This window comes from Streptomyces sp. JL2001 (assembly GCF_050917515.1).
In the GTDB taxonomy this organism is placed as follows: domain Bacteria; phylum Actinomycetota; class Actinomycetes; order Streptomycetales; family Streptomycetaceae; genus Streptomyces.
Map to the genome: position 1 here is coordinate 4,337,808 of NZ_CP169421.1, position 24,027 is coordinate 4,361,834.

The 24,027-nt window shown below is 69.2% G+C and carries 18 protein-coding genes and 3 rRNA genes; 18 read left to right on the plus strand and 3 right to left on the minus strand.

Going from position 1 to position 24,027, the window contains the following annotated elements:
• Window positions 1-7 precede the first annotated feature (7 nt).
• On the plus strand, window positions 8-1,861 hold the full coding sequence (gene ilvD / locus ACE1OA_RS19395) for a dihydroxy-acid dehydratase (RefSeq protein WP_356603828.1): 1,854 nt from the start codon (window positions 8-10) through the stop codon (window positions 1,859-1,861).
• Window positions 1,862-2,002: 141 nt separating this feature from the next.
• Here ilvD and ACE1OA_RS19400 read toward each other — a convergent pair whose 3' ends face one another.
• The gene (locus ACE1OA_RS19400; protein WP_432753128.1) at window positions 2,003-4,174 is read right to left on the minus strand and encodes a serine/threonine-protein kinase; all 2,172 of its coding nucleotides are present in this window, start codon (window positions 4,172-4,174) and stop codon (window positions 2,003-2,005) included.
• Window positions 4,175-4,331: 157 nt separating this feature from the next.
• Between ACE1OA_RS19400 and ACE1OA_RS19405 the strand changes: the two genes are divergently transcribed.
• From ACE1OA_RS19405 to proC, 5 genes are all read left to right on the plus strand, one after another.
• The gene (locus ACE1OA_RS19405; RefSeq protein ID WP_384868704.1) at window positions 4,332-4,637 is read left to right on the plus strand and encodes an SH3 domain-containing protein; all 306 of its coding nucleotides are present in this window, start codon (window positions 4,332-4,334) and stop codon (window positions 4,635-4,637) included.
• 114 nt (window positions 4,638-4,751) lie between these two features.
• A complete protein-coding gene (locus tag ACE1OA_RS19410; RefSeq protein WP_386545260.1) occupies window positions 4,752-5,285 on the plus strand; it encodes a hypothetical protein in 534 nt (177 codons plus the stop codon).
• 530 nt (window positions 5,286-5,815) lie between these two features.
• A complete protein-coding gene (locus tag ACE1OA_RS19415; RefSeq protein WP_356603832.1) occupies window positions 5,816-6,646 on the plus strand; it encodes an ABC transporter ATP-binding protein in 831 nt (276 codons plus the stop codon).
• Window positions 6,643-7,380: an ABC transporter permease gene (locus tag ACE1OA_RS19420; RefSeq protein WP_147979081.1), complete on the plus strand. Its 738-nt coding sequence runs from the start codon at window positions 6,643-6,645 to the stop codon at window positions 7,378-7,380. Before ACE1OA_RS19415 ends, ACE1OA_RS19420 begins: the two co-directional genes overlap by 4 nt.
• 84 nt (window positions 7,381-7,464) lie before the next feature.
• The gene (gene proC / locus ACE1OA_RS19425; protein WP_356603836.1) at window positions 7,465-8,274 is read left to right on the plus strand and encodes a pyrroline-5-carboxylate reductase; all 810 of its coding nucleotides are present in this window, start codon (window positions 7,465-7,467) and stop codon (window positions 8,272-8,274) included.
• 22 nt (window positions 8,275-8,296) lie between these two features.
• On the opposite strand, the gene ACE1OA_RS19430 is transcribed toward proC, so the two are convergent.
• Window positions 8,297-8,893, minus strand: coding sequence for a cysteine hydrolase family protein (locus ACE1OA_RS19430; protein WP_356603838.1), 597 nt, complete (start codon window positions 8,891-8,893; stop codon window positions 8,297-8,299).
• Between the two features lie 74 nt (window positions 8,894-8,967).
• On the opposite strand from ACE1OA_RS19430, the gene ACE1OA_RS19435 reads away from it, so the two are divergent.
• The gene (locus ACE1OA_RS19435; RefSeq protein ID WP_432753129.1) at window positions 8,968-9,969 is read left to right on the plus strand and encodes a GlxA family transcriptional regulator; all 1,002 of its coding nucleotides are present in this window, start codon (window positions 8,968-8,970) and stop codon (window positions 9,967-9,969) included.
• Here the strand turns inward: ACE1OA_RS19435 and trpS are convergent.
• On the minus strand, window positions 9,936-10,934 hold the full coding sequence (gene trpS, locus ACE1OA_RS19440; RefSeq protein WP_386545248.1) for a tryptophan--tRNA ligase: 999 nt from the start codon (window positions 10,932-10,934) through the stop codon (window positions 9,936-9,938). The genes ACE1OA_RS19435 and trpS overlap by 34 nt on opposite strands.
• A gap of 845 nt (window positions 10,935-11,779) precedes the next feature.
• Here trpS and ACE1OA_RS19445 point away from each other — a divergent pair.
• The 11 genes from ACE1OA_RS19445 to ACE1OA_RS19495 all read left to right on the plus strand — a co-directional run bounded on the left by ACE1OA_RS19445 (window position 11,780) and on the right by ACE1OA_RS19495 (window position 23,973).
• Window positions 11,780-13,305, plus strand: a 16S ribosomal RNA gene (locus tag ACE1OA_RS19445).
• A gap of 286 nt (window positions 13,306-13,591) precedes the next feature.
• Window positions 13,592-16,716, plus strand: a 23S ribosomal RNA gene (locus ACE1OA_RS19450).
• Window positions 16,717-16,795: 79 nt separating this feature from the next.
• Window positions 16,796-16,912 (plus strand): 5S ribosomal RNA (gene rrf / locus ACE1OA_RS19455).
• Together the 16S, 23S and 5S rRNA genes form the textbook arrangement of a ribosomal RNA operon.
• 77 nt (window positions 16,913-16,989) lie before the next feature.
• A complete protein-coding gene (locus ACE1OA_RS19460) occupies window positions 16,990-17,634 on the plus strand; it encodes an HAD family hydrolase (protein WP_356774950.1) in 645 nt (214 codons plus the stop codon).
• A gap of 96 nt (window positions 17,635-17,730) precedes the next feature.
• On the plus strand, window positions 17,731-18,942 hold the full coding sequence (locus ACE1OA_RS19465) for an MFS transporter (RefSeq protein ID WP_356602639.1): 1,212 nt from the start codon (window positions 17,731-17,733) through the stop codon (window positions 18,940-18,942).
• Window positions 18,911-20,089, plus strand: a complete 1,179-nt coding sequence (locus ACE1OA_RS19470) for an acetoin utilization protein AcuC (RefSeq protein WP_356774946.1) — start codon at window positions 18,911-18,913, stop codon at window positions 20,087-20,089. The genes ACE1OA_RS19465 and ACE1OA_RS19470 overlap by 32 nt, the downstream gene beginning before the upstream one ends.
• Window positions 20,090-20,228: 139 nt before the next feature.
• Window positions 20,229-21,044 (plus strand): phosphatase, encoded by an 816-nt coding sequence (locus ACE1OA_RS19475; protein ID WP_356602643.1) that lies wholly within the window; start codon window positions 20,229-20,231, stop codon window positions 21,042-21,044.
• A gap of 128 nt (window positions 21,045-21,172) precedes the next feature.
• Window positions 21,173-21,382 (plus strand): helix-turn-helix domain-containing protein, encoded by a 210-nt coding sequence (locus ACE1OA_RS19480; RefSeq protein ID WP_187282723.1) that lies wholly within the window; start codon window positions 21,173-21,175, stop codon window positions 21,380-21,382.
• A gap of 130 nt (window positions 21,383-21,512) precedes the next feature.
• Window positions 21,513-21,611, plus strand: a complete 99-nt coding sequence (locus ACE1OA_RS19485) for a 30S ribosomal protein bS22 (RefSeq protein ID WP_003948845.1) — start codon at window positions 21,513-21,515, stop codon at window positions 21,609-21,611.
• Window positions 21,612-21,852: 241 nt separating this feature from the next.
• Window positions 21,853-22,911, plus strand: a complete 1,059-nt coding sequence (locus ACE1OA_RS19490) for an NAD-dependent epimerase/dehydratase family protein (protein ID WP_356602645.1) — start codon at window positions 21,853-21,855, stop codon at window positions 22,909-22,911.
• Window positions 22,912-22,926: 15 nt separating this feature from the next.
• Window positions 22,927-23,973, plus strand: coding sequence for a lysophospholipid acyltransferase family protein (locus ACE1OA_RS19495; protein ID WP_356774942.1), 1,047 nt, complete (start codon window positions 22,927-22,929; stop codon window positions 23,971-23,973).
• The last annotated feature ends 54 nt before the right edge of the window (window positions 23,974-24,027 follow it).

A 24,027-nucleotide genomic window follows, 5' to 3' on the forward strand; every position in this document is an offset into this window, starting at 1 on the left:
AGCGACGATGCCCGAGCTGAGGTCCCGCACTGTCACCCACGGCCGCAACATGGCGGGCGCACGCGCCCTTATGCGCGCCTCCGGTGTACCGGGTGCGGACATCGGGCGGAAGCCGATCATCGCCGTGGCCAACTCCTTCACGGAGTTCGTGCCCGGCCACACGCACCTCCAGCCGGTCGGCCGGATCGTCTCCGAGGCGATCGTCGCGGCGGGTGCCATCCCGCGCGAGTTCAACACGATCGCCGTCGACGACGGCATCGCCATGGGCCACGGCGGCATGCTCTACAGCCTGCCGTCCCGCGACCTGATCGCGGACAGCGTGGAGTACATGGTCGAGGCGCACTGCGCCGACGCCCTGATCTGCATCTCCAACTGCGACAAGATCACCCCGGGCATGCTGATGGCCGCCCTGCGCCTGAACATCCCGACGGTCTTCGTCTCCGGCGGCCCGATGGAGTCCGGCAAGGCCACGCTCGTCGACGGCACGGTCCGGACGCTCGACCTGGTCGACGCGATCTCCGACGCGGTGAACGACAAGGTCTCGGACGAGGACATCCTCCGCATCGAGGAGAACGCCTGCCCGACCTGCGGGTCCTGTTCCGGCATGTTCACCGCGAACTCGATGAACTGCCTGACCGAGGCCATCGGCCTCTCCCTGCCCGGCAACGGCTCGGTCCTCGCCACCCACACCGCCCGCAGGGCGCTCTACGAGAACGCGGCCCGCACGGTCGTCGACATCACCCGTCGTTACTACGACGAGGACGACGCGTCGGTCCTGCCGCGCAACATCGCCACCCGCGCGGCCTTCGAGAACGCCATGGCGCTCGACATCGCCATGGGCGGTTCGACCAACACGATCCTGCACCTCCTCGCCGCCGCCCAGGAGGCCGAGCTGGACTACGGCCTGTCCGACATGGACGAGGTCTCGCGGCGCGTGCCGTGCCTGGCCAAGGTCGCGCCGAACGTGGCGCCCGGCGGCACGTACTACATGGAGGACGTGCACCGCGCCGGCGGCATCCCCGCCATCCTCGGCGAGCTGTACCGCGCCGGCCTGCTGAACGAGGACGTCCACACCGTCCACTCCCGCTCCATCAAGGAGTGGCTGGAGACCTGGGACGTGCGGGGCGGCTCCCCGTCGGAGGAGGCCGTCGAGCTGTGGCACGCGGCGCCCGGCTGCGTCCGCTCCGCCACCGCCTTCTCGCAGTCCGAGCGCTGGGACACCCTCGACACGGACGCGGCCGGCGGCTGCATCCGCGACGCGGCCCACGCGTACTCGAAGGACGGCGGCCTGGCGGTCCTGCGGGGCAACCTCGCCGTCGACGGCTGCGTGGTGAAGACCGCCGGCGTCGACGAGTCGATCTGGACCTTCGAGGGCCCCGCGGTCGTCTGCGAGTCGCAGGACGAGGCCGTCGAGAAGATCCTCAACAAGCAGGTGAAGGACGGCGACGTGGTCGTCATCCGCTACGAGGGCCCGCGCGGCGGCCCCGGCATGCAGGAGATGCTCTACCCGACCTCCTTCCTCAAGGGCCGGGGCCTGGGCAAGACCTGCGCGCTGGTCACGGACGGACGCTTCTCGGGCGGCACCTCGGGCCTGTCCATCGGCCACGCCTCCCCGGAGGCGGCCTCGGGCGGCACGATCGCGCTCGTCGAGGACGGCGACCGGATCCGCATCGACATCCCGAGCCGTTCGATCGAACTCCTGGTGACCGACGACGTCCTGGCCGCCCGCCGCGAGGCGCTCGGCGGGGTCTACGCGCCGAAGAACCGCGAGCGCAAGGTCTCGGCCGCGCTGCGGGCGTACGCCGCGATGGCGACCAGCGCCGACAAGGGCGCGGTCCGGGACGTGACCCGGCTCGGCTGAGACGGGAAGGGCCCCGGGCGGACCGGGGCCGTCCCGCGCGTTTCGTCGCGACCCCGCCGGACCGCCTTCGCGGTGGTCCGGCGGGGTCGAGGTCTCTCCGGGGCCGGGCGCGACGTCACCGGCGCCCGTCCGCCGTGCCCGTCACCAGGCGGCCGGGTCCCCCCCGTCCACGGCGAACACCGAACCGTCGGGCGCGGTCCCGAACACCCGCGTGCCGGCCACGACCGGGGCCGGCACGCTCGTCGCGTAGCCGAGCCGGCCGTCCCGCAGCCGGGTGCCGGTCTGCCCGAGCAACGCGCCGCGCGCGGTGTCGACGGCGAGCAGCCGGCCGTCCGAGGCGGAGAGGTAGAGGCGGTCGTCCGGGCCCACGACGGGGGCGGAGACGTTCTTGGCCGAGGTCTCCAGCTCCCACACCGTCCGGTCGGCGCCGTCCGCGGCCCCGCCGCCCCCGGGGTTCCCGGTGTCGAGGGCCAGCAGCCGGCCGGAGGCGTCCACGAGGTAGACCGTGTCGCCGCGCAGCGCGGCGCTGGGCGCGTCCATCGGGTAGGGCAGCGGGACGCGACGCACGGAGCGCCCGGCCGGGTCGTAGCGGACCACGGCGTCGGTGCGCGACTGGCGGTCGGCGGACCGCAGGTGGACCACACCGTCCGGTCCCGTGCCCAGCGGCACGAGGTCCCCGTCGAACCGTTGCTGCCAGACGATCTCGCCGCTGCGCGGGCGCACCATGCTGACCAGCGTCCGCTTGCCGCCGGCCGAGTTCTCGAAGACGGGCAGCAGACCGGTCTCCGGGGAGTACGGGCCGAAGCGCGGAGTCGAGTGGCCGCGCAGCCGGTGGCTCCAGCGCTGCTTTCCGGTGGTGGGATCGACGCCCTTCACCGTGCCGCCTCCGCCGAGCAGGAGGACCGTGTCGCCCGCCGGCCGCAGTCCGGCGCCGCCAGGGGCCGCGGCCGTCGTGCGGCCGGGGGCGCCGTCTGCCGTGTAGGTGCGCAGGTCGCGGCCGTCCGCGACGACGCCGAGGAGTCCGGCGGAGAGCGCCTCGGGTGCCGAGAGGTCCCCGTCGCCGGCGGCGGCCGGCCGTGACCACAGCACCCGGCCGGTGGTGGGATCGACCCGGGCGAGGCCGATGCCCCGGCCGGAGCAGTAGAGCGCCCCGGCGGCGTGTCCGCAGGCGGGCGCGGTGGTGTCGGCGTCCTTGTCCAGCGGGGTCTGCCAGCCGGCGAAGGCCGTGGCCGCCTCGGCCGGGTGCGGCTCGCGGGCGGGTGTGGCCGTGCCGCCGGGGACGAGCGTGAGCGCGGCGGCGGTGACGACGCCGGCCAGGACGAGCAGTGCGGCGGACGTGAGCGCCCAGCGCGGGATCCGGCGCCGGCGGCGTCCGGTGGCCGTGACGCGGACGGGCGTGTCCGCGACCCAGGAGCCCTCGGCCGCGGGCCCGGGCTCCGGCAGGGTCAGCGGTCGCCGCTGGGCCGGTATGAAGGCCGCCGCCTCGTACGAGGGCGGGAGCAGTGCCGCCATGATCTCGGCGGGGCCGGGCCGGTCCGCGGGCTCCTTGGCGAGACAGCGGGCGACGAGCGGTGCGAGGTCGGCCGGCACCCCGGTCAGATCGGGCTCGTCGTGCACGACCTGGTACGCGACGATGTACGGGCTGTCCGAGTCGAAGGGGCCGTGGCCGGTCGCCGCGTGCACGAGCACGGAGCCGAGCGCGAACACGTCCGCCGCCGGCCCCACCTCGCGCGGGCGCTGGAACTGCTCGGGCGCCATGAAGGGCGGCGAACCGATCAGCTTGCCCGTCTCGGTGCGCAGATCGCTGTCCACCGGCCGGGAGATGCCGAAGTCGATCACCTTCGGCCCGGTGTCGGTGAGCAGCACGTTGCTCGGCTTGAGGTCGCGGTGGACCACGCCCGCCCGGTGGATGTCGCGCAGCGCCTCGGCGAGCCCCGCCGTCAGCCGGCGCAGCTCGGCGGGGGAGAGCGGGCCGTTGCGCCGCACCTGGTCGGCCAGGGTGGGGCCGGGGACGTACAGGGTCGCCATCCAGGGGCGCACGGCGTCGGGGTCGGCGTCCACGACGGGCGCGGTGAAGGCGCCGCTCACCTTGCGCGCGGCGGCGACCTCCTGCCGGAACCTGGCCCTGAACTCCGGGTCCTCGGCGTACTGCCCGTGCACGACCTTGACCGCGAGCCGCAGGCCGGAGGCGGAGGTGGCCAGATGGACGACGCCCATGCCCCCCGCGCCGAGACAGGCCTGGAGGCGGTACTCGCCCGCGTACTCAGGTCCTTCCGCGTCCCGGTCGGCGCCGGTACTGCGCAACGGCGGCATCGCCCACCCCCGTGTGGTTCCGCGTTGAGTTCGCGCGCGTGCGCGACGCACGGAGCCTAGTCGATGGTGGGGGCGATGACGGTGGGGCTTGCTAGCCTGCGCGTCGCAGAGAGTGAATTTCAGCGGAGCGCTCGCGCTCCCAACGGGGGAGGAAACCATGACTGTCGAGGAGACGAACACCGCCGCGAGAGCCGAGCAGATGGCGGCGACGGAGGTGGCGCGCTACCCGATCGCCCCCGGCTACCGGGTCAACGTGCGCTCCGGCCCGGGGACGAAGTACTCGATCGTGCGGACGCTGGCGCTCGGCGTGAGCGTGCCGATCTACTGCCAGAAGGCGGGCGAGTGGATCACCGGCCCCTACGGCACCACGAACCTCTGGGACAACATCGCCCCCGGCGAGTTCGTCTCGGACGCGTACGTGAGGACCGGGAGCGACGGCTACGTCGCCCCGCGTTGCGGCTGACGGAACCGTAGGACCCGGCCGGACCCGGCCGGGAAGGGGAACGGGGAGCGACCGGCGGGTCACGTGCCGCGGCGGCCGCCCCGTTCCCCCCACCGCCCGGGGATAATCGATCCCGTGAGCGACGACGACCAGATCGAGAACCCCGGCACTCCCCAGGGCGGGACCGCGGCCACGCCCGCCGGACCGCAGCCCGAGGAGATCCGTTTCTTCGGCACGACCTGGGTCGACCACGACGGTGGCTACGGGCTGCGCCGTGCCGGCGTCGCCGTCGGCTCCCTCGCCGCCGCGGCGGCCGGCTGCTTCGTGCTGCGCTTCGCGTACGAGGGCCTGGAGATCGCCGACATCGGCGGTTTCGTCAACCTGCTGGTCGTCGTCATGTTCGCGATCTGCAGCGCCATCGCCTTCCGCAAGACCTGGGAGGGCTTCGGCTCGCGGCCCGCCGACCCGGCCCGCGAGGAGGCCCTGCGCGGCCTGAAGGCCATCGGCTTCATCGGCTCGCTCCTCGCCTACTTCTTCCGCAGCCTGGTCGAGGCGCCCGGCGAGCGGCTGCGCCGCGCCGAGTACGAGACCGCCCGCGCGCGGTACGAGAAGCGCCGCGACGCCCGCACGGGCAACCCGTCCGCGCGCCGGAAGCCCAAGCGCCGCTGACCCGCGGGGCGGCCCGTGCCCGAAGCGGACGGCGCCGGGATGCCGCCGCCCCCGGGACGAGGCTCGCTGATCCGGCCTGAGACGAGACGCCCGGGCCCCGCACGCGCGCGTCGCGCTCGTCGACCGGACCGACCGGTCCACGCGAGCGCGTCCGCCTCCACGCGCGCCGCCGGGCCCCCCGTCGTCGCGTACGCGCTGACGACCTTCCCGCGCGGCACCGGCGTCGAGCACGTCACCGCCCGGGCGCCCCGCCCTCGCCCCGCCCCGCTCGACCAGCGCGTCCAGGACCGCCGCCCTCACCGAGGAGCGGGTGGTCCGCTCGACCGGCGGTCCGCTCCGTACGGCCTCCCGCCGTCCCGCCCCGATGCCGCTGGTCCCCGGCTTCGGCCGACCGCGGCCCTCCGCGGCATGCCCCGGTGTTCCCGCCGACCGCTGCCGCCGGCGCGACCTCCGCGCCCGCCCGCCGCCCGCTGTTCCGGGTCCGTTCCGGATGCTTGACGGCCGGGACCCCCGCGCGCATTATTCATCACATGATGAATTACTCCGAGGGGGCTCCGCCGCCCGCGATCGCCGCCCGCGGCCTCACCGTCGTACGAGGTGACCGCACGGTCCTGCGCGGCATCGACTTCACCGTGCCGCCCGGCCAGATCACCGGCCTCCTGGGCCCCTCCGGCTGCGGCAAGTCCACCCTGATGCGCGCCGTCGTCGGCACCCAGGCCAAGGTCGGCGGCACCCTCGACGTCCTCGGGCGCCCGGCCGGGGACGCCGCCCTGCGCTCCCGCATCGGCTACGTCACCCAGGCGCCGTCCGTCTACGACGACCTGACCGTGCGCCAGAACCTCGACTACTTCGCCGCCGTCCTCCTCCCGGGCCGCGCCCACCGCGAGGACCGGCGGACCGCCGTCGACCGCGCCGTCCACGACGTCGACCTGGGCTCGCACGCGGGCTCCCTCGCCGGCCGGCTCTCCGGCGGCCAGCGCAGCCGCGTCTCCCTCGCCGTCGCCCTGCTCGGCACACCGGAACTGCTCGTCCTCGACGAACCGACCGTGGGCCTCGACCCGGTCCTGCGGCGCGACCTCTGGAACCTCTTCCACCGCATCGCCGCCGACCGCGGCACCGCGATCCTCGTCTCCTCCCACGTGATGGACGAGGCCGAACGCTGCCACCGGCTGCTGCTCATGCGCGAGGGCGACATCCTCGCCGACGACACCCCCGAGGCACTGCGCCGCCGCAACGACACCGCCACCGTCGAGGACGCCTTCCTCCGCCTGGTCGACGCGGCCGACGCCCGCGCCCTGGCTCACCAGGAAGACCGGCACCCGGACCGCACCACCCAGCCCGCCGAGGAGATCCAGCGATGAACGGTGCCCGCACCCTCGCCACCGCCGCCCGCGTCCTGCGCCAGCTGCGCCACGACCCGCGCTCGATCGCCCTGATGCTCCTCGTGCCGTGCGTGATGCTCTTCCTGCTCCGCTACGTCTTCGACGGCAGCCCGCGGACCTTCGACGACATCGGGGCCTCGCTGCTCGGCATCTTCCCGCTGATCACCATGTTCCTCGTGACCTCGATCGCCACCCTGCGCGAACGCACCTCCGGCACCCTGGAGCGCCTGCTCGCCATGCCGCTCGGCAAGGGCGACCTGATCGCCGGCTACGCGCTCGCCTTCGGGCTCCTCGCCGTCGTGCAGTCCGCCCTCGCCACCGGCCTCGCCGTGTGGTTCCTGGGCCTCGACGTCGTCGGCTCGCCCTGGCTCCTCCTCCTGGTGGCCCTGCTCGACGCCCTGCTCGGCACCGCCCTCGGCCTCTTCGTCTCGGCCTTCGCCGCCTCCGAGTTCCAGGCCGTCCAGTTCATGCCGGCCGTGATCTTCCCCCAGCTGCTGCTGTGCGGGCTCTTCATCCCGCGCGACCGCATGCAGCCCGTGCTGGAGGGGATCTCCGACGCGCTGCCCATGTCCTACGCCGTCGACGGCATGAACGAGGTGCTGCGGAACACCGACGTCACCGGGGACTTCGTCCGGGACGTCCTCGTCGTCGCCGGCTGCGCCGTCCTCGTCCTCGGTCTCGGCGCGGCCACCCTGCGCCGCCGGACCGCGTGACCGCCCCTCGGACAACCGGACCGCGGGAACCGGCACGGTGCGAGGATGGCGACACGTACCCCCTCCGGCGAGGTGAACAGAGCCATGACCCAGACCGTCGCAGTCCTCGGCACCGGCAAGATCGGTGAAGCGCTCCTCAGCGGCATGATCCGAGGCGGCTGGAGCCCGGCCAGCCTGCTGGTCACCGCGCGCCGCACCGAGCGCGCCGAGGAGCTGCGCGCCCGCTACGGCGTCGAGACCGTCACCAACGCCGAGGCCGCCAAGCGCGCCGACACCCTCATCCTCGCCGTGAAGCCCCAGGACATGGGCCGCCTCCTCGACGAACTCGGCCCCCACGTCGCCACCGACCGGCTCGTCATCAGCGCCGCCGCCGGCATCCCCACCGCCTTCATCGAGGAGCGCCTGGCCGCCGGCACCCCGGTCGTCCGCGTCATGCCCAACACCCCCGTCCTCGTCGACGAGGGCATGTCGGTCATCTCCGGTGGCAGCCACGCCACGCCCGACCACCTCCTGCACACCGAGGAGATCTTCGGCGGCGTCGGCAAGACCCTGCGGGTCCCGGAGTCCCAGCAGGACGCCGCCACCGCCCTCTCCGGATCCGGCCCCGCCTACTTCTACTTCCTGGTCGAGGCCATGACCGACGCCGGCATCCTCCTCGGCCTGCCCCGCTCCCAGGCCCACGACCTGATCGTCCAGGCCGCCATCGGCGCCGCGGTGATGCTCCGCGACAGCGGCGAGCACCCGGTCAAGCTCCGCGAGGCCGTCACCTCCCCGGCCGGCACCACCATCAGCGCCATCCGCGAGCTGGAGAACCACGGCGTACGGGCCGCCCTGATCGCCGCCCTGGAGGCCGCCCGCGACCGCAGCCGCGAGCTCGCCTCCGGCAACGGCTGACCGAGACCGTCCTCCGCCGGGGTCACCGCGCCCCGGCGGACGCCGCCTCCACGACGTCCCGCGTCGACACCACCCGGGCGAACCGTCCCCCGTGCAGCGAGACCGCCGTCGCCCGCGTCAGCTCCTCGGCGCCGGCCGTCCATCCGAACGGGCCCGCCAGGTCGAAGGTGTGCATCGCGTCGAGCGGGAACAGCACGTCGTACCCGAGGTTCCCGCCCATCCGGGCCGTCGTCTCGTTGCACATGTTGGTCTGGATCCCCACGATCACGATCTGGCCGATCCCCGCGCCCTTCAGCCAGGCGTCCAGGTCCGGCTCCCCGTAGAACGCCGAGTTCACCGACTTCGTCACCAGCAGCTCCGGCCCCCGGCCCGTCCCCCGCCGCTCCTGCACGAAGTCCTTGAAGTCGTTGCCCACGTGCCCGCGCCGCAGCGGCGAGCGCGACCCGGCCGGCGAGTCGTGCCGTACGAAAACGACCGGCCTGCCCGTCTCCTGCCACAGGTCGATCAGCGTCGCGATGTTCCCCTCGGCGTCGACGTTGTCGCGCTTCCCCCAGTACTCCTCCTCGAAGCCCTTCTGCACATCGACGACGACCAGCGCTGCGTTCTCCGAAATCTCCATGACCACGATGCTGCCGCCCGCGCGCGTCCCCTCCCAGAGGAGGAAAAGTCAGCGATCGATGGTTTACTGCCAGCATGCCGACGGACCCCGCGGAACCCCAGCGCATCGCCCTCGTGGCCTTCCCCGGCGTCCGGGCCTTCGACGTCTCCGTCATCATCGAGGTGTGGGGCAGCGACCGCCGCCTGCCGACCGTCCCTTCCTTCGAGCTCCGCCGCGTCGCGGCCGACCCGAACGCGGCCATCCCGCTGCGCGGCGGCCTCACCCTCACCCCCGACCGCCCGCTCGCCTGGCTCACCGGCGCCGACCTCGTCCTCGTCCCCGGCATCGAGGACCCGGACGCGGACGTCCCCGCCCCCGTGCTCGAAGCCCTCCGTCGCGCCCACGCCGCCGGCACCCCGGTCGCCTCCCTGTGCGCCGGCGCCTTCGTCCTCGCCCGGGCCGGTCTCCTCGACGGCCGCCGCGCGGTCACCCACTGGCACCTGGCCCCGACCCTCGCCGCCCGTCACCCGAAGATCGCCGTCGAACCCGACGCCCTCTTCGTCGAGGACTCCGGCATCTGGACCTCGGCCGGCACCGCCGCCGGCATCGACCTCTGCCTCCATCTGGTCCGCACCGCCCACGGCGCCGAGGCCGCGGCCGCCATCGCCCGTGCCATGGTCACCGCGCCGTTCCGCACGGGCACCCAGGCCCAGTTCATCGAGCACCCGACGCCCCGCGCCGACCGCGACGCCGACGCCCTCGCCGGGATCCGCGCCTACGCCCTCGCGCACCTCGACGAGCCGCACACCGTCGCGAGCCTCGCGGCCCGGGCCGGCATGTCCCCGCGCAGCTTCGCCCGCCACTTCCAGGCGACCACCGGAACGACCCCGCTCCACTGGCTCATCGGCCGACGGGTGGCCGCCGCCCAGAAGCTCCTCGAACGCACCGACCACCCGCTCCCCGAGGTCGCCCGCCGCGCGGGCTTCGGCAGCGAGGTCACGATGCGCCAGCACTTCGCCTCGCACCTCGGCACCAGCCCGCGCGACTACCGCCACGCGTTCCGTCATCCGGCAGGCAGCAACCCGACCGCCCGATAGGCCCGGTCGACCAGCGGCCGCGCCAGCTCCCGGGCCCGCGCGGCCCCCTCGCGCAGCACCCGGTCGACCTCGCCGGGATCGGCCGCCAGCTCCGCGTGCCGCTCCCGCACCGGCCTCAGCAGTTCGATCACCGCCTCCGCCGTGTCCTTCTTCAGTGCGCCGTACGACGCGTATGCGCCGGCCAGGGTCTCCGGGTCCCCACCCGTGGCCGCGGCCAGCAGGTCGAGCAGGTTGGCGACGCCCGGCCGGGCCTCCCGGTCGTAGGCGACCTCCTGGCCGCTGTCCGTCACCGCCCGCATGATCTTGCGCCGGACGGTGTCCGCCTCGTCGAGCAGATAGACGATGCCGGTCCCGTTCTCGTGGGACTTCCCCATCTTCGACCGCGGGTCCTGCAGATCCATCACCCGCGCGGCCACCTCGGGGTGCGTCGCCCGGGGCACGGTGAAGGTGTGCCCGTACCGCTGGTTGAACCGCACGGCCAGATCCCGCGTCAGCTCCACGTGCTGCGTCTGGTCGTCGCCCACGGGCACCTCGTCGGTGCCGTACGCCAGGATGTCCGCCGCCATCAGGACGGGATACGTGAGCAACGAGAGCCGCACGCTCTGCCCCGCCTCGCGCGCCCTGACGCTCTTCTCCTTGTACTGGATCATCCGCCGCAGCTCGCCGTCCGTGGCCGTGCATTCCAGCAGATAGGAGAGCCGCGCGTGCTCGTCCACGTGGCTCTGCACGAAGACGGTGCACCGCTTCGGGTCCAGTCCGGCGGCCAGCAGCAGCGTCGCCGCCTGCCGGCTGAGCCGCAGCACCCGCGCCGGGTCGTGCTCCACCGTCAGGGCGTGCAGGTCCACGACGCTGAAGAGCGCGTCCGACCGGAGCTGGTCGACCTCGACCCACCGGCGCACGGCCCCGAGGTAGTTGCCCAGCGTCAGATGCCCGGTCGGCTTGACCCCGCTGAAGATCCGCGTCATCGCGTCCGTACTCCCTGTCTCCTGTATGCCGACCCGACGGCCGGCATCCGGAGGGGGATACGCGAACGGCCGCCGAGGCGGCGGCCGTGTGCGCATGCGCTACGAAGGGGCCGCCGTCAGGCGGCCCACCACTGAAGGGTGCGCGCATGCGTAGTCATACGGAGAGACTACGCCCGAGGCCCGGGGTTGACACGGGATTGCCCGATCCGTAATGTTCTCCGAGCTGTCCGACGTGAGTACCGACTCCGGTCGGCCCCGGACGGCCATCTCGCAAGAACCACTTCAAGCAGACGGCGCTTCGTCGCGTCGTTCTTCTTTCCGTGCGCTTTTGCGAAATGAGGAATCCGCGTTCGAAAGTCGGGACGCGAGCCGCCGATTAGCGTCGGAGGCAGGGAATCCGCTAAAGTCTCACTCGTCGGAACGGCCCAACAGCCGCAAAGACAAAACCCGCTGACTGGGAATCAGGCCCGAAAGGATCTGATAGAGTCGGAACCGCCGGAAGGGCCCGGAGCGAAAGCGAATGGGACCGGAAAGCACCGAGGAAATCGGATCGGAAAGATCTGATAGAGTCGGAAACGCAAGACCGAAGGGAAAAGCCCGGAGGAAAGCCCGAGAGGGTGAGTACGAAGGAAGCGTCCGTTCCTTGAGAACTCAACAGCGTGCCAAAAATCAACGCCAGATTAGTTGATACCCCGTCCATCTTCGGATGGTCGAGGTTCCTTTGAAGTCCTACTGGCCCTTGTGGCAGGTAGGCGAAAAACACAGCGAGGACGCTGTGAACGACCGGTCCTATTCCGACTGGTCGTTCCGCTCTCGTGATGTGTGCACCCGATTACGGGTAAACATTCACGGAGAGTTTGATCCTGGCTCAGGACGAACGCTGGCGGCGTGCTTAACACATGCAAGTCGAACGATGAAGCCCTTCGGGGTGGATTAGTGGCGAACGGGTGAGTAACACGTGGGCAATCTGCCCTTCACTCTGGGACAAGCCCTGGAAACGGGGTCTAATACCGGATAACACCGGCTTCCGCATGGAAGCTGGTTGAAAGCTCCGGCGGTGAAGGATGAGCCCGCGGCCTATCAGCTTGTTGGTGGGGTAATGGCCCACCAAGGCGACGACGGGTAGCCGGCCTGAGAGGGCGACCGGCCACACTGGGACTGAGACACGGCCCAGACTCCTACGGGAGGCAGCAGTGGGGAATATTGCACAATGGGCGAAAGCCTGATGCAGCGACGCCGCGTGAGGGATGACGGCCTTCGGGTTGTAAACCTCTTTCAGCAGGGAAGAAGCGAAAGTGACGGTACCTGCAGAAGAAGCGCCGGCTAACTACGTGCCAGCAGCCGCGGTAATACGTAGGGCGCAAGCGTTGTCCGGAATTATTGGGCGTAAAGAGCTCGTAGGCGGCTTGTCACGTCGGGTGTGAAAGCCCGGGGCTTAACCCCGGGTCTGCATCCGATACGGGCAGGCTAGAGTGTGGTAGGGGAGATCGGAATTCCTGGTGTAGCGGTGAAATGCGCAGATATCAGGAGGAACACCGGTGGCGAAGGCGGATCTCTGGGCCATTACTGACGCTGAGGAGCGAAAGCGTGGGGAGCGAACAGGATTAGATACCCTGGTAGTCCACGCCGTAAACGTTGGGAACTAGGTGTTGGCGACATTCCACGTCGTCGGTGCCGCAGCTAACGCATTAAGTTCCCCGCCTGGGGAGTACGGCCGCAAGGCTAAAACTCAAAGGAATTGACGGGGGCCCGCACAAGCAGCGGAGCATGTGGCTTAATTCGACGCAACGCGAAGAACCTTACCAAGGCTTGACATATACCGGAAAGCATTAGAGATAGTGCCCCCCTTGTGGTCGGTATACAGGTGGTGCATGGCTGTCGTCAGCTCGTGTCGTGAGATGTTGGGTTAAGTCCCGCAACGAGCGCAACCCTTGTCCTGTGTTGCCAGCATGCCCTTCGGGGTGATGGGGACTCACAGGAGACCGCCGGGGTCAACTCGGAGGAAGGTGGGGACGACGTCAAGTCATCATGCCCCTTATGTCTTGGGCTGCACACGTGCTACAATGGCCGGTACAAAGAGCTGCGATGCCGTGAGGCGGAGCGAATCTCAAAAAGCCGGTCTCAGTTCGGATTGGGGTCTGCAACTCGACCCCATGAAGTCGGAGTTGCTAGTAATCGCAGATCAGCATTGCTGCGGTGAATACGTTCCCGGGCCTTGTACACACCGCCCGTCACGTCACGAAAGTCGGTAACACCCGAAGCCGGTGGCCCAACCCCTTGTGGGAGGGAGCTGTCGAAGGTGGGACTGGCGATTGGGACGAAGTCGTAACAAGGTAGCCGTACCGGAAGGTGCGGCTGGATCACCTCCTTTCTAAGGAGCACAGTACCGATTGCAGGCAAACGTTCTGCACGGTCAGCTCATGGGTGGAACGTTGATTAGTTGGCGTGAGTGACCTGAAGGTCTTCCTAGTACTGCTTCGGCGTGGAACGGAAGGGACGGACGGTGGCTCACGCTTGGCACGTTGTTGGGTGTCTGAGGGTACGGCCGTAAGGTTTGTATCTTCGCGATGCCGGCCCCAGTGAACTCGCCACGTTGTGGTGGGGTGATGGGTGGCTGGTCGTTGCTTGAGAACTACACAGTGGACGCGAGCATCTGTGGCCAAGTTTTTAAGGGCGCACGGTGGATGCCTTGGCACCAGGAACCGATGAAGGACGTGGGAGGCCACGATAGTCCCCGGGGAGCCGTCAACCAGGCTTTGATCCGGGGGTTTCCGAATGGGGAAACCCGGCAGTCGTCATGGGCTGTCACCCATGCCTGAACACATAGGGCATGTGGAGGGAACGAGGGGAAGTGAAACATCTCAGTACCCTCAGGAAGAGAAAACAACCGTGATTCCGGGAGTAGTGGCGAGCGAAACCGGATGAGGCCAAACCGTATGCGTGTGATACCCGGCAGGGGTTGCGCATACGGGGTTGTGGGATCTCTCTTTCACAGTCTGCCGGCTGTGAGGCGAGTCAGAAACCGTATGGATAGGCGAAGGACATGCGAAAGGTCCGGCGTAGAGGGTAAGACCCCCGTAGCTGAAATTCATACGGCTTGCTTGAGAGACACCCAAGTAGCACGGGGCCCGAGAAATCCCGTGTGAATCTGGCGGGACCACCCGCTAAGCCTAAATATTCCCTGGTGACCGATAGCGGATAGTACCGTGAGGGAATGGTGAAAAGTACCGCGGGAGCGGAGTGAAATAGTACCTGAAACCGTGTGCCTACAAGCCGTGGGAGCGTCGCTCATTGGGTTTACCCAATGGGTCGTGACTGCGTGCCTTTTGAAGAATGAGCCTGCGAGTTAGCGGTGTGTAGCGAGGTTAACCCGTGTGGGGAAGCCGTAGCGAAAGCGAGTCCGAATAGGGCGATTGAGTTGCACGCTCTAGACCCGAAGCGGAGTGATCTAGCCATGGGCAGGTTGAAGCGGAGGTAAGACTTCGTGGAGGACCGAACCCACCAGGGTTGAAAACCTGGGGGATGACCTGTGGTTAGGGGTGAAAGGCCAATCAAACTCCGTGATAGCTGGTTCTCCCCGAAATGCATTTAGGTGCAGCGTCGTGTGTTTCTTGCCGGAGGTAGAGCACTGGATAGGCGATGGGCCCTACCGGGTTACTGACCTTAGCCAAACTCCGAATGCCGGTAAGTGAGAGCACGGCAGTGAGACTGTGGGGGATAAGCTCCATGGTCGAGAGGGAAACAGCCCAGAGCATCGACTAAGGCCCCTAAGCGTACGCTAAGTGGGAAAGGATGTGGAGTCGCAGAGACAACCAGGAGGTTGGCTTAGAAGCAGCCACCCTTGAAAGAGTGCGTAATAGCTCACTGGTCAAGTGATTCCGCGCCGACAATGTAGCGGGGCTCAAGCGTACCGCCGAAGTCGTGTCATTGCAGCAATTAAGCCCCAACGGGTGCTGTGATGGGTAGGGGAGCGTCGTGTGCCGGGTGAAGCAGCCGCGGAAGCGAGTTGTGGACGGTTCACGAGTGAGAATGCAGGCATGAGTAGCGATACACACGTGAGAAACGTGTGCGCCGATTGACTAAGGGTTCCTGGGTCAAGCTGATCTGCCCAGGGTAAGTCGGGACCTAAGGCGAGGCCGACAGGCGTAGTCGATGGACAACCGGTTGATATTCCGGTACCCGCTTTGAAACGCCCAATATCGAGCCCATTAATGCTAAGGCCGTGAAGCCGCCCTGGAGCCTTCGGGCAAAGGGGAGTGGTGGAGCCGCTGACCCAAGGTGGTAGTAGGTAAGCGATGGGGTGACGCAGGAAGGTAGTCCAGCCCGGGCGGTGGTTGTCCCGGGGTAAGGGTGTAGGCCGTGTGATAGGCAAATCCGTCACACATTAAGGCTGAGACCTGATGCCGAGCCGATTGTGGTGAAGTGGATGATCCTATGCTGTCGAGAAAAGCCTCTAGCGAGTTTCATGGCGGCCCGTACCCTAAACCGACTCAGGTGGTCAGGTAGAGAATACCGAGGCGTTCGGGTGAACTATGGTTAAGGAACTCGGCAAAATGCCCCCGTAACTTCGGGAGAAGGGGGGCCATCACTGGTGATCGGATTTACTCCGTGAGCTGGGGGTGGCCGCAGAGACCAGCGAGAAGCGACTGTTTACTAAAAACACAGGTCCGTGCGAAGCCGTAAGGCGATGTATACGGACTGACGCCTGCCCGGTGCTGGAACGTTAAGGGGACCGGTTAGTGACCTTTCGGGGTTGCGAAGCTGAGAACTTAAGCGCCAGTAAACGGCGGTGGTAACTATAACCATCCTAAGGTAGCGAAATTCCTTGTCGGGTAAGTTCCGACCTGCACGAATGGCGTAACGACTTCTCGACTGTCTCAACCATAGGCCCGGTGAAATTGCACTACGAGTAAAGATGCTCGTTTCGCGCAGCAGGACGGAAAGACCCCGGGACCTTTACTACAGTTTGATATTGGTGTTCGGTTCGGCTTGTGTAGGATAGGTGGGAGACTTTGAAGCCGTGACGCCAGTCATGGTGGAGTCGCCGTTGAAATACCACTCTGGTCGTGCTGGATGTCTAACCTCGGTCCGTGATCCGGATCAGGGACAGTGTCTGATGGGTAGTTTAACTGGGGCGGTTGCCTCCCAAAGGGTAACGGAGGCGCCCAAAGGTTCCCTCAGCCTGGTTGGCAATCAGGTGTTGAGTGTAAGTGCACAAGGGAGCTTGACTGTGAGACCGACGGGTCGAGCAGGGACGAAAGTCGGGACTAGTGATCCGGCGGTGGCTTGTGGAAGCGCCGTCGCTCAACGGATAAAAGGTACCCCGGGGATAACAGGCTGATCTTCCCCAAGAGTCCATATCGACGGGATGGTTTGGCACCTCGATGTCGGCTCGTCGCATCCTGGGGCTGGAGTCGGTCCCAAGGGTTGGGCTGTTCGCCCATTAAAGCGGTACGCGAGCTGGGTTTAGAACGTCGTGAGACAGTTCGGTCCCTATCCGCTGTGCGCGTAGGAATATTGAGAAGGGCTGTCCCTAGTACGAGAGGACCGGGACGGACGAACCTCTGGTGTGCCAGTTGTCCTGCCAAGGGCATGGCTGGTTGGCTACGTTCGGGAGGGATAACCGCTGAAAGCATCTAAGCGGGAAGCCTGCTTCGAGATGAGTATTCCCACCTCCTTGAGAGGGTAAGGCTCCCAGTAGACGACTGGGTTGATAGGCCGGATGTGGAAGCCCAGTAATGGGTGGAGCTGACCGGTACTAATAGGCCGAGGGCTTGTCCTCAGTTGCTCGCGTCCACTGTGTTAGTTCTGAAGTAACGAACTCGCCCCTTGTCGGCTGGAGTTTGTTTATTTCATAGAGTTTCGGTGGTCATAGCGTTAGGGAAACGCCCGGTTACATTCCGAACCCGGAAGCTAAGCCTTTCAGCGCCGATGGTACTGCAGGGGGGACCCTGTGGGAGAGTAGGACGCCGCCGAACAATTTTTAGCCTCAACCCCCGGACCATGTCCGGGGGTTGAGGCATTTTTGCGTTCAGGGCTCTTCTACGCTGAGGCCATGCGCTATGAACTGGTCATCTTCGACAACGACGGCGTCCTCGTCGACAGCGAACCGATCTCCAACACCCTCCTGGCCGCCCACCTCACCGAGGCGGGACACCCCACCTCGTACGAGGACTCGCTGCGCGACTACATGGGATCCGCGATGCACCGCATCCACGACATCGTCCGGGAACGGACCGGGCGGTCGCTGCCGGAGGACTTCGACGAGACCTTCCACGCGCGGGTGTTCGCCGCCTTCGAGCGGGAGCTGGAGGCCGTGGCCGGCGCCGCGGACGTGGTCAAGCAGCTTGTCGCGGACGGCGTTCCGTACTGCGTCGCGTCCTCGGGAAGCCACGAGCGGATCCGGGTCGGGCACCGGAAGACCGGGCTCGACACGTGGTTCCGGGACGAGAACGTGTTCAGCGCCGAGGACGTGGGCCGCGGGAAGCCGGCCCCCGACCTGTTCCTGCACGCCGCCGCGCGGATGGGCGTCGCACCCGAACGCTGCGTCGTCGTCGAGGACAGCCCCCTCGGCGTCCAGGCCGCCCGGGCCGCCGGGATGGACGTGTACGGCTTCACGGCCATGACCTCGCGGGAGAAGCTCGCCGACGCCACCGGGTGCTTCGACGACATGACCGCACTCCTCGGACTCCTCCGCTGAACTCCCCGCCCGCCAGGATCCGGCCGAGCGCCGTGGCGAATTTGGGTACGTGATCCATCTACCCATGGGTAAGCCCGGGACCTACGCTGTGCCGCCATGACGGATGCGCGGTTGAGGCGTGGGCGGGGAGCTCTGGCGGTCAGCTTCTTCGTGCAGGGGGTGACCTTTGCGCTGCTGGTGACCCGGATACCGGCGATCCAGGACCGGTACGGGATATCGGACGCACTGCTGCCGGCGTTCCTGGCCGCCGTGCCGATCCTGGCCGGAGTGGCCAGCGTGCTCACCGAGAAGGTCGTGGCCCGGGTCGGGCCCGGGGTGGTCCTGCGGTGGGCTCAGCCGGTCGTCCTCCTGGCCCTGCTGGCCGTCGGCGCCGGCTCCGAGTTGTGGCAGGCGGCCGTCGCGCTGGGAGCGTTCGGGCTGGCGGTCGGCGCGCTGGACGCGTCGATGAACATGCTCGGGGTGAGCCTCCAGCGGGCGTACGGGCGGAGCATCATGCTCGGCTTCCACGCCGCGTACAGCCTGGGCGGGATCGCCGGTGCCTCGCTCGCCTGGGTGGGGGCGCACTACGACCTGGCGCTGTTCGTCTCGTACCTCCCGGTGGTGGCCGTGGTGCTGCCGGCCGCGCTGATCGGCAGCCGCTGGTACGTGGCGGGGCACGCGGGGAAGGCCGCGGCGGAGTCCCCCGCCGAGGGCACCGGGGCGGCCGGCGGTGTCGCCTTCAAGCTCCTGCTGCCGCTGTGTCTGGTCATGACCTTCGCCTACATCGGCGACTCGACCGTCTCCAACTGGAGCGCCAAGTACCTCCAGGACGTGCTGGGCGGCTCGGAGGAGCTCGCGACGGTGCCGTACAACGCCTACATGGTCACCACGCTCCTCGGGCGGGCCGTGGGGGACTTCGGGGTGCGGCGGCTCGGTGCGGTGACCGTGGTGCGCTGTGGGGCCGTTCTGGCGGCACTCGGCTTCGCCGCCGTCGCGGCGGCGCCGGGGCCGTGGGCCGGGATGGCCGGGTTCACCGTCCTCGGGCTCGGGCTGAGCGTGATCGTGCCGCAGACGTTCGCGGCGGCGGGCCGGCTCTTCCCGGGGGCGAGCGACGCGGCCGTCGCCCGGCTCAACGTCTTCAACTACGTGGGCTTCCTGATCGGATCGCCGTTGGTCGGTGCGCTCGGCGACGCGTGGAGCTACCGGGGGGCGATGATCGTGCCGATGGTCCTGGTGCTGGTCACGGTGGCGTACGCCACGTCGTTCGGTTCTCAACCGGCCCGATACGGTGGCGGGCATGAGCGGCCGCGCACTGTTGATGTGGGATGAAGCTGTCACGGGGTACGACTTCGGGTCCGAGCATCCGATGGATCCGGTCCGGCTCGCGCTGACCATGGGGTTGGTGCGGGCGTACGGGCTGGACCGCGCCGTGGACGTGGTGGCGGCCAAGCCGGCCGGCGCCTCGACGCTGCGGCTGGTGCACCGCGAGGACTACGTGGCCGCGGTGCGGGCCGCCTCGGCCGATCCGAGGACGGCCGACCTCTCGTACGGCCTGGGGACCGTGGACGACCCTGCCTTCGCCGGGATGCACGAGGTGTCGGCGCTGATCGCCGGTCAGTCGGTGGGTGCCGCGGAGGCCCTGTGGCGCGGCGACGCGGCCCACGCGGTGAACTTCGCGGGCGGGCTGCACCACGCGATGCCGGGAAGCGCCTCCGGGTTCTGCATCTACAACGACGCGTCGCTGGCGATCGCCCGGCTGCTGGAGCTCGGCGCGGAGCGGGTGGCGTACGTGGACGTGGACGTCCACCACGGGGACGGGGTCCAGGCGGCGTTCTGGGAGGACCCGCGGGTCCTGACCATCTCGCTGCACGAGCACCCGCGGACGCTGTTCCCGCAGACGGGCTGGCCCGAGGAGACGGGGGCGTCGGGCGCCGGTGAGGGTTCCGCGGTGAACGTGGCGCTGCCGGCGGGCACGGGCGACGCGGGCTGGCTGCGGGCCTTCCACGCCGTGGTGCCGGAGCTGCTGGCGGACTTCCGGCCGCAGGTGCTGGTGACACAGCACGGTGCCGACACGCACGTCGAGGATCCGCTGGCGCACCTGGCGGTGTCGCTGGACGCCCAGCGGGAGGTGCAGGAGGCGTGTCACGAGCTGGCGCACGCCCATGTGGACGGCGGGAGGTGGCTGGCGCTGGGCGGCGGCGGGTACGCGGTCGTGGACGTCGTCCCGCGGTCGTGGACGCACCTGGTGGGGATCGCGGCGCACGCCCCGGTCGATCCCGAGTCGGTGATCCCGTCGTCGTGGCGGGACGAGGCGTACGCGCGGACGGGGCAGCGGGGGCCGGCGCGGATGACCGACGGCCGGTGGCCGGTGGCCCGGCGTGGCTGGGACGAGGGGTACGACCCGGCGGACCGGCTGGACCAGGCGGTGCTCGCGACCCGGCGGTCGGTGTTCCCGCTGCGCGGCCTGCTGGCGTAGGGCGCCCGCCCCGGGCCGGCGGCCGGCCGTGCTGCGGGGTGCCCGGAGCCGGTGCGCGCCACCCGCGTGATTACGCCAACTGTGCGTTCCCGGAGCCCTTTTGGCCCGGCGGCGGCCGTGCTCGGGCAGCATCGAGAGGGTGCTGAGTACCGGGGCGTTGCGGGCGCATCTGTTGGCGGCGGGGTTGGCGGGGACGGTGGCGACGTCTCGGGAGGCGAGCCTGCGGAGTTACCGGCTCTTCGCCGCGCGGGATCCGCGGGTGATGCTGGGGCTCGACCCCGACTGGGGTTGGGGTGAGGCGGAGTTGTTACGGCTGATGGCCGACAGGTGCGGTGTCTCGGGGGACCCCGCGCACCGTTCGGGGCCCGATGTCATCGATCCGGAGCGGACGTTGAGCGCGTTGGACGCGTTCGCCGCGCGGCTGGGGGAGGCGGCGGCGATCCGGGCTCCGGTGCTGCTCGGGACGGGTCATCCGCACCGGTTGCTCGGCTTCTACGCAGCGCTCGCAGACGCTTTGTCGGCGGCGGGATGTCCTGTCCTCACCCCGGCGCAGGGGCGATGTGTCGACATAACGACCCGGTTCGGTCTACGCACGTACATCCTCGACTACGTACGGGGCGTCGCGTTGGTGCGAGAACCCCGGCTGCCGGGCGCCGGGCGTGAACCGGGGGCGCACTCGCACTCGCCGCTGCCGGTTCGGGCCGCCCTGGAGGGGGCCGTGCGGGAGGGCAGGCCGCTGCCGGCGCTGGTGATCGGGGACCACGGCTGGGTCTGCGGGGCAGGTCAGCTGGGTTTCGAGGCGATGGGTCTGGCCGACACCGACGATCCGGCGCTGTTCGTCGGGGAGGCGGAGGGGCAGGTGTCCGTCGCCGTTCCGCTTGATGACGCGGTCCGGGCCGACTACTACCGCCCGCTGACTCGCTATGTACTCAATCGAGCGAGTCTGTCACGGTAAACGGCCGATGGCTGCTCCTCTTCCCCACTCGTACCACCCGCCCCTAGTCTGGAGCGTGAGCGCACAGCGACGCAGGGTCACCGGAGGGGAAGCCGGTGGGCGTCGTGTGCGGAAGGTACAGGTGGGTCATGGCTGCTGGCGATCGGCCTCTCAACGAGGTCAAGTTTCTGACCGTGGCGGAAGTCGCCGCGGTGATGCGAGTGTCGAAGATGACGGTGTACCGACTGGTGCACAGTGGTCATCTGCCGGCGATCCGGGTGGGAAGGTCCTTCCGGGTCCCGGAACAGGCGGTTCACGAGTACCTGAGGGAGTCATTCGTGGGGGTGGAGACCGCGTAGCGAGCGCGCGGCCGGGAGTCTCGTCCCCTCGGATTACAAGCTCGGCGCTCGGGCCGGTAGGCTAGGCCGACGTAGGTCGTGTGGGCCCAGACGCCCCGCACCAGTGAAGAAGAAGTGAGCGAGGGTAGTCGTGGGCTCTGTTATCAAGAAGCGGCGCAAGCGGATGGCCAAGAAGAAGCACCGCAAGCTGCTCAAGCGCACCCGCGTTCAGCGTCGCAACAAGAAGTAAGCGACGGCGGAACGACGGCATTGTGCGTCGGGCGTGGCCCCTCACCGTTCTCGGTGGGGGGCCACGCCGCTTTTTCGGACAGGCCCGCCGGACGCCTTCCCGCCCGGCCCGCCGGTCGCCTTTTCCGGTCGCGTTCCACCCGGTTGCCCACGGCGGTCATCACAGGGCAACAACAAGGCGCTACGGTGGCGCACAGGCCCCCCGGGAGTGTCGGGGGAGAGACCGACGGAAGGCGCTGATCTTGGGCAAGGTCGTGCTCGTCACCGGTGCGGCGCGGCATCTCGGAGGCCGTTTCGTCCGGCGTGTGCAGCGGGACCCGGAGGTGGACCGGGTGGTCGCCGTGGACGCGGTCGCCCCGGCCCACGACCTCGGTGGCGCGGACTTCGTCCGGGCGGACATCCGGCAGCCCGCCATCGCCAGGGTGCTCGCCGAGCACGACGTGGACACGGTCGTCCACATGGACGTCACCGGCACGGCGCTGGGCACCGGGGGCCGTACGTCGGTCAAGGAGACCAACGTCATCGGCACGATGCAGCTGCTCGGGGCCTGCCAGAAGTCGCCGCGGATCAAGCGGCTGGTGATCAAGTCCAGTACGAGCGTCTACGGCTCCGCCCCGCGCGATCCGGCCGTCTTCACCGAGACGACCCCGGCCAAGTCGCTGCCGAGCGGCGGCTTCGCCAAGGACGCCGTCGAGGTCGAGGGGTATGTGCGCGGGTTCGCGCGGCGCCGTCCGGACGTGGCGGTGTGCGTGCTCAGGTTCGCGAACATCCTCGGGCCGCGGGTGGACTCCCCGCTGGGCGAGTACCTGTCGCTGCCCGTGATGCCGACCGTCCTCGGTTACGACCCCCGGCTGCAGTTCGTCCACGAGGACGACGTCATCGAGGTGCTCCAGCTGGGCGCGAAGGAACCCCGGCGGGCGACGCTGAACAGCGGCACCTTCAACATCGCCGGTGACGGAGTGCTGCTGCTCTCGCAGTGCGCCCGGCGCCTGGGGAGGCCGACGGTGCCGGTGCTGCTGCCGGCGGTGACCTGGGTCGGCTCGGCGTTGCGCACGGTCGGCGTCACCGACTTCGCGCCCGAGCAGATCCGGCTCCTCACGCACGGCAGGGTCGTGTCCACCGTCCAGATGCGCGAGACACTCGGGTTCACACCCCGGTTCACCACCGCCGAGACGTTCGCGGACTTCGTGGCCGGCCGCGGGCCGGGGCTGCTGCCGCCGGAGCGGCTGGCGGGTGCGGTGGACCGGGTCGCGGCCCGGCTGGCGCATTCCCCTGTCGAAAGTGTTGAGAGCGGCGACTAAGGAGCCCACGTAACCATGGCGGACGCCAAGGTCATTCCGTTCGACGACGACCGCTCGCGGGCGCGGCGGCGGCCCACCCGGGCCGGCCGGGAGGCGGCCGTGCGTGCCCTCCCGGGGCAGCAGGGGCCCGAGGAGGCTCCGCGGGCGCCCTCGGCGCCGCCTGAGGACGCCGCACCGCCCCAGGAGCCCGTGGAGGCCCCCTCGGGGCGTGCCGGGCGCGGGGACGGCTGGGAGCGGCGGCTCGCCGGCGGTCTGGCGTTCCTGCGGCGGCGGGTGACGGGTGAGTACGAAGTCGACGAGTTCGGCTACGACGAGGAGCTCACCGACCAGGTCCTGATGTCGCTGGTCCGGCCGCTGTACGAGAAGTACTTCCGGGTGGAAGTGAAGGGCATCGAGAACATCCCGGCGAAGGGCGGGGCCCTGGTCGTCGCCAACCACTCCGGGGTGCTGCCGCTGGACGGGCTGATGATGCAGGTCGCCGTCCACGACAACCACCCTGCCGGGCGTCACCTGCGGCTGCTGGCGGCCGATCTCGTCTTCATGCTGCCGGTGGTCAACGAGCTCGCCCGCAAGGCCGGACACACCCTGGCGTGTGCGGAGGACGCGGAGCGGCTGCTGCGGGCCGGCGAGATCGTGGGCGTGATGCCGGAGGGTTTCAAGGGCATCGGCAAGCCGTTCGGCGAGCGCTACAAGCTGCAGCGGTTCGGCCGGGGCGGGTTCGTCTCGACGGCGCTGCGCGCCGGGGTGCCGATCGTGCCCTGCTCGATCGTGGGTGCCGAGGAGATCTACCCGATGATCGGGAACGCCAAGACGCTGGCGCGGGTGCTCGGCATCCCCTACTTCCCGATCACGCCGACCTTCCCGTGGCTGGGACCGCTCGGCGCGGTGCCGCTGCCGACGAAGTGGACGATCCAGTTCGGCGAGCCGATCGAGACGGACGGCTATCCGCCGGAGTCGGTCGAGGACCCCATGCTGATGTTCAACCTGACCGACCAGGTGCGGGAGCAGATCCAGCACACGCTCTACAAGCTGCTCGTGCAGCGGCGGTCGGTCTTCTTCTGACGTGCGTGCCGCGGAGCGGGGGCGCCTCCGGGTGGGAGGCGCCCCCGTCGTGTG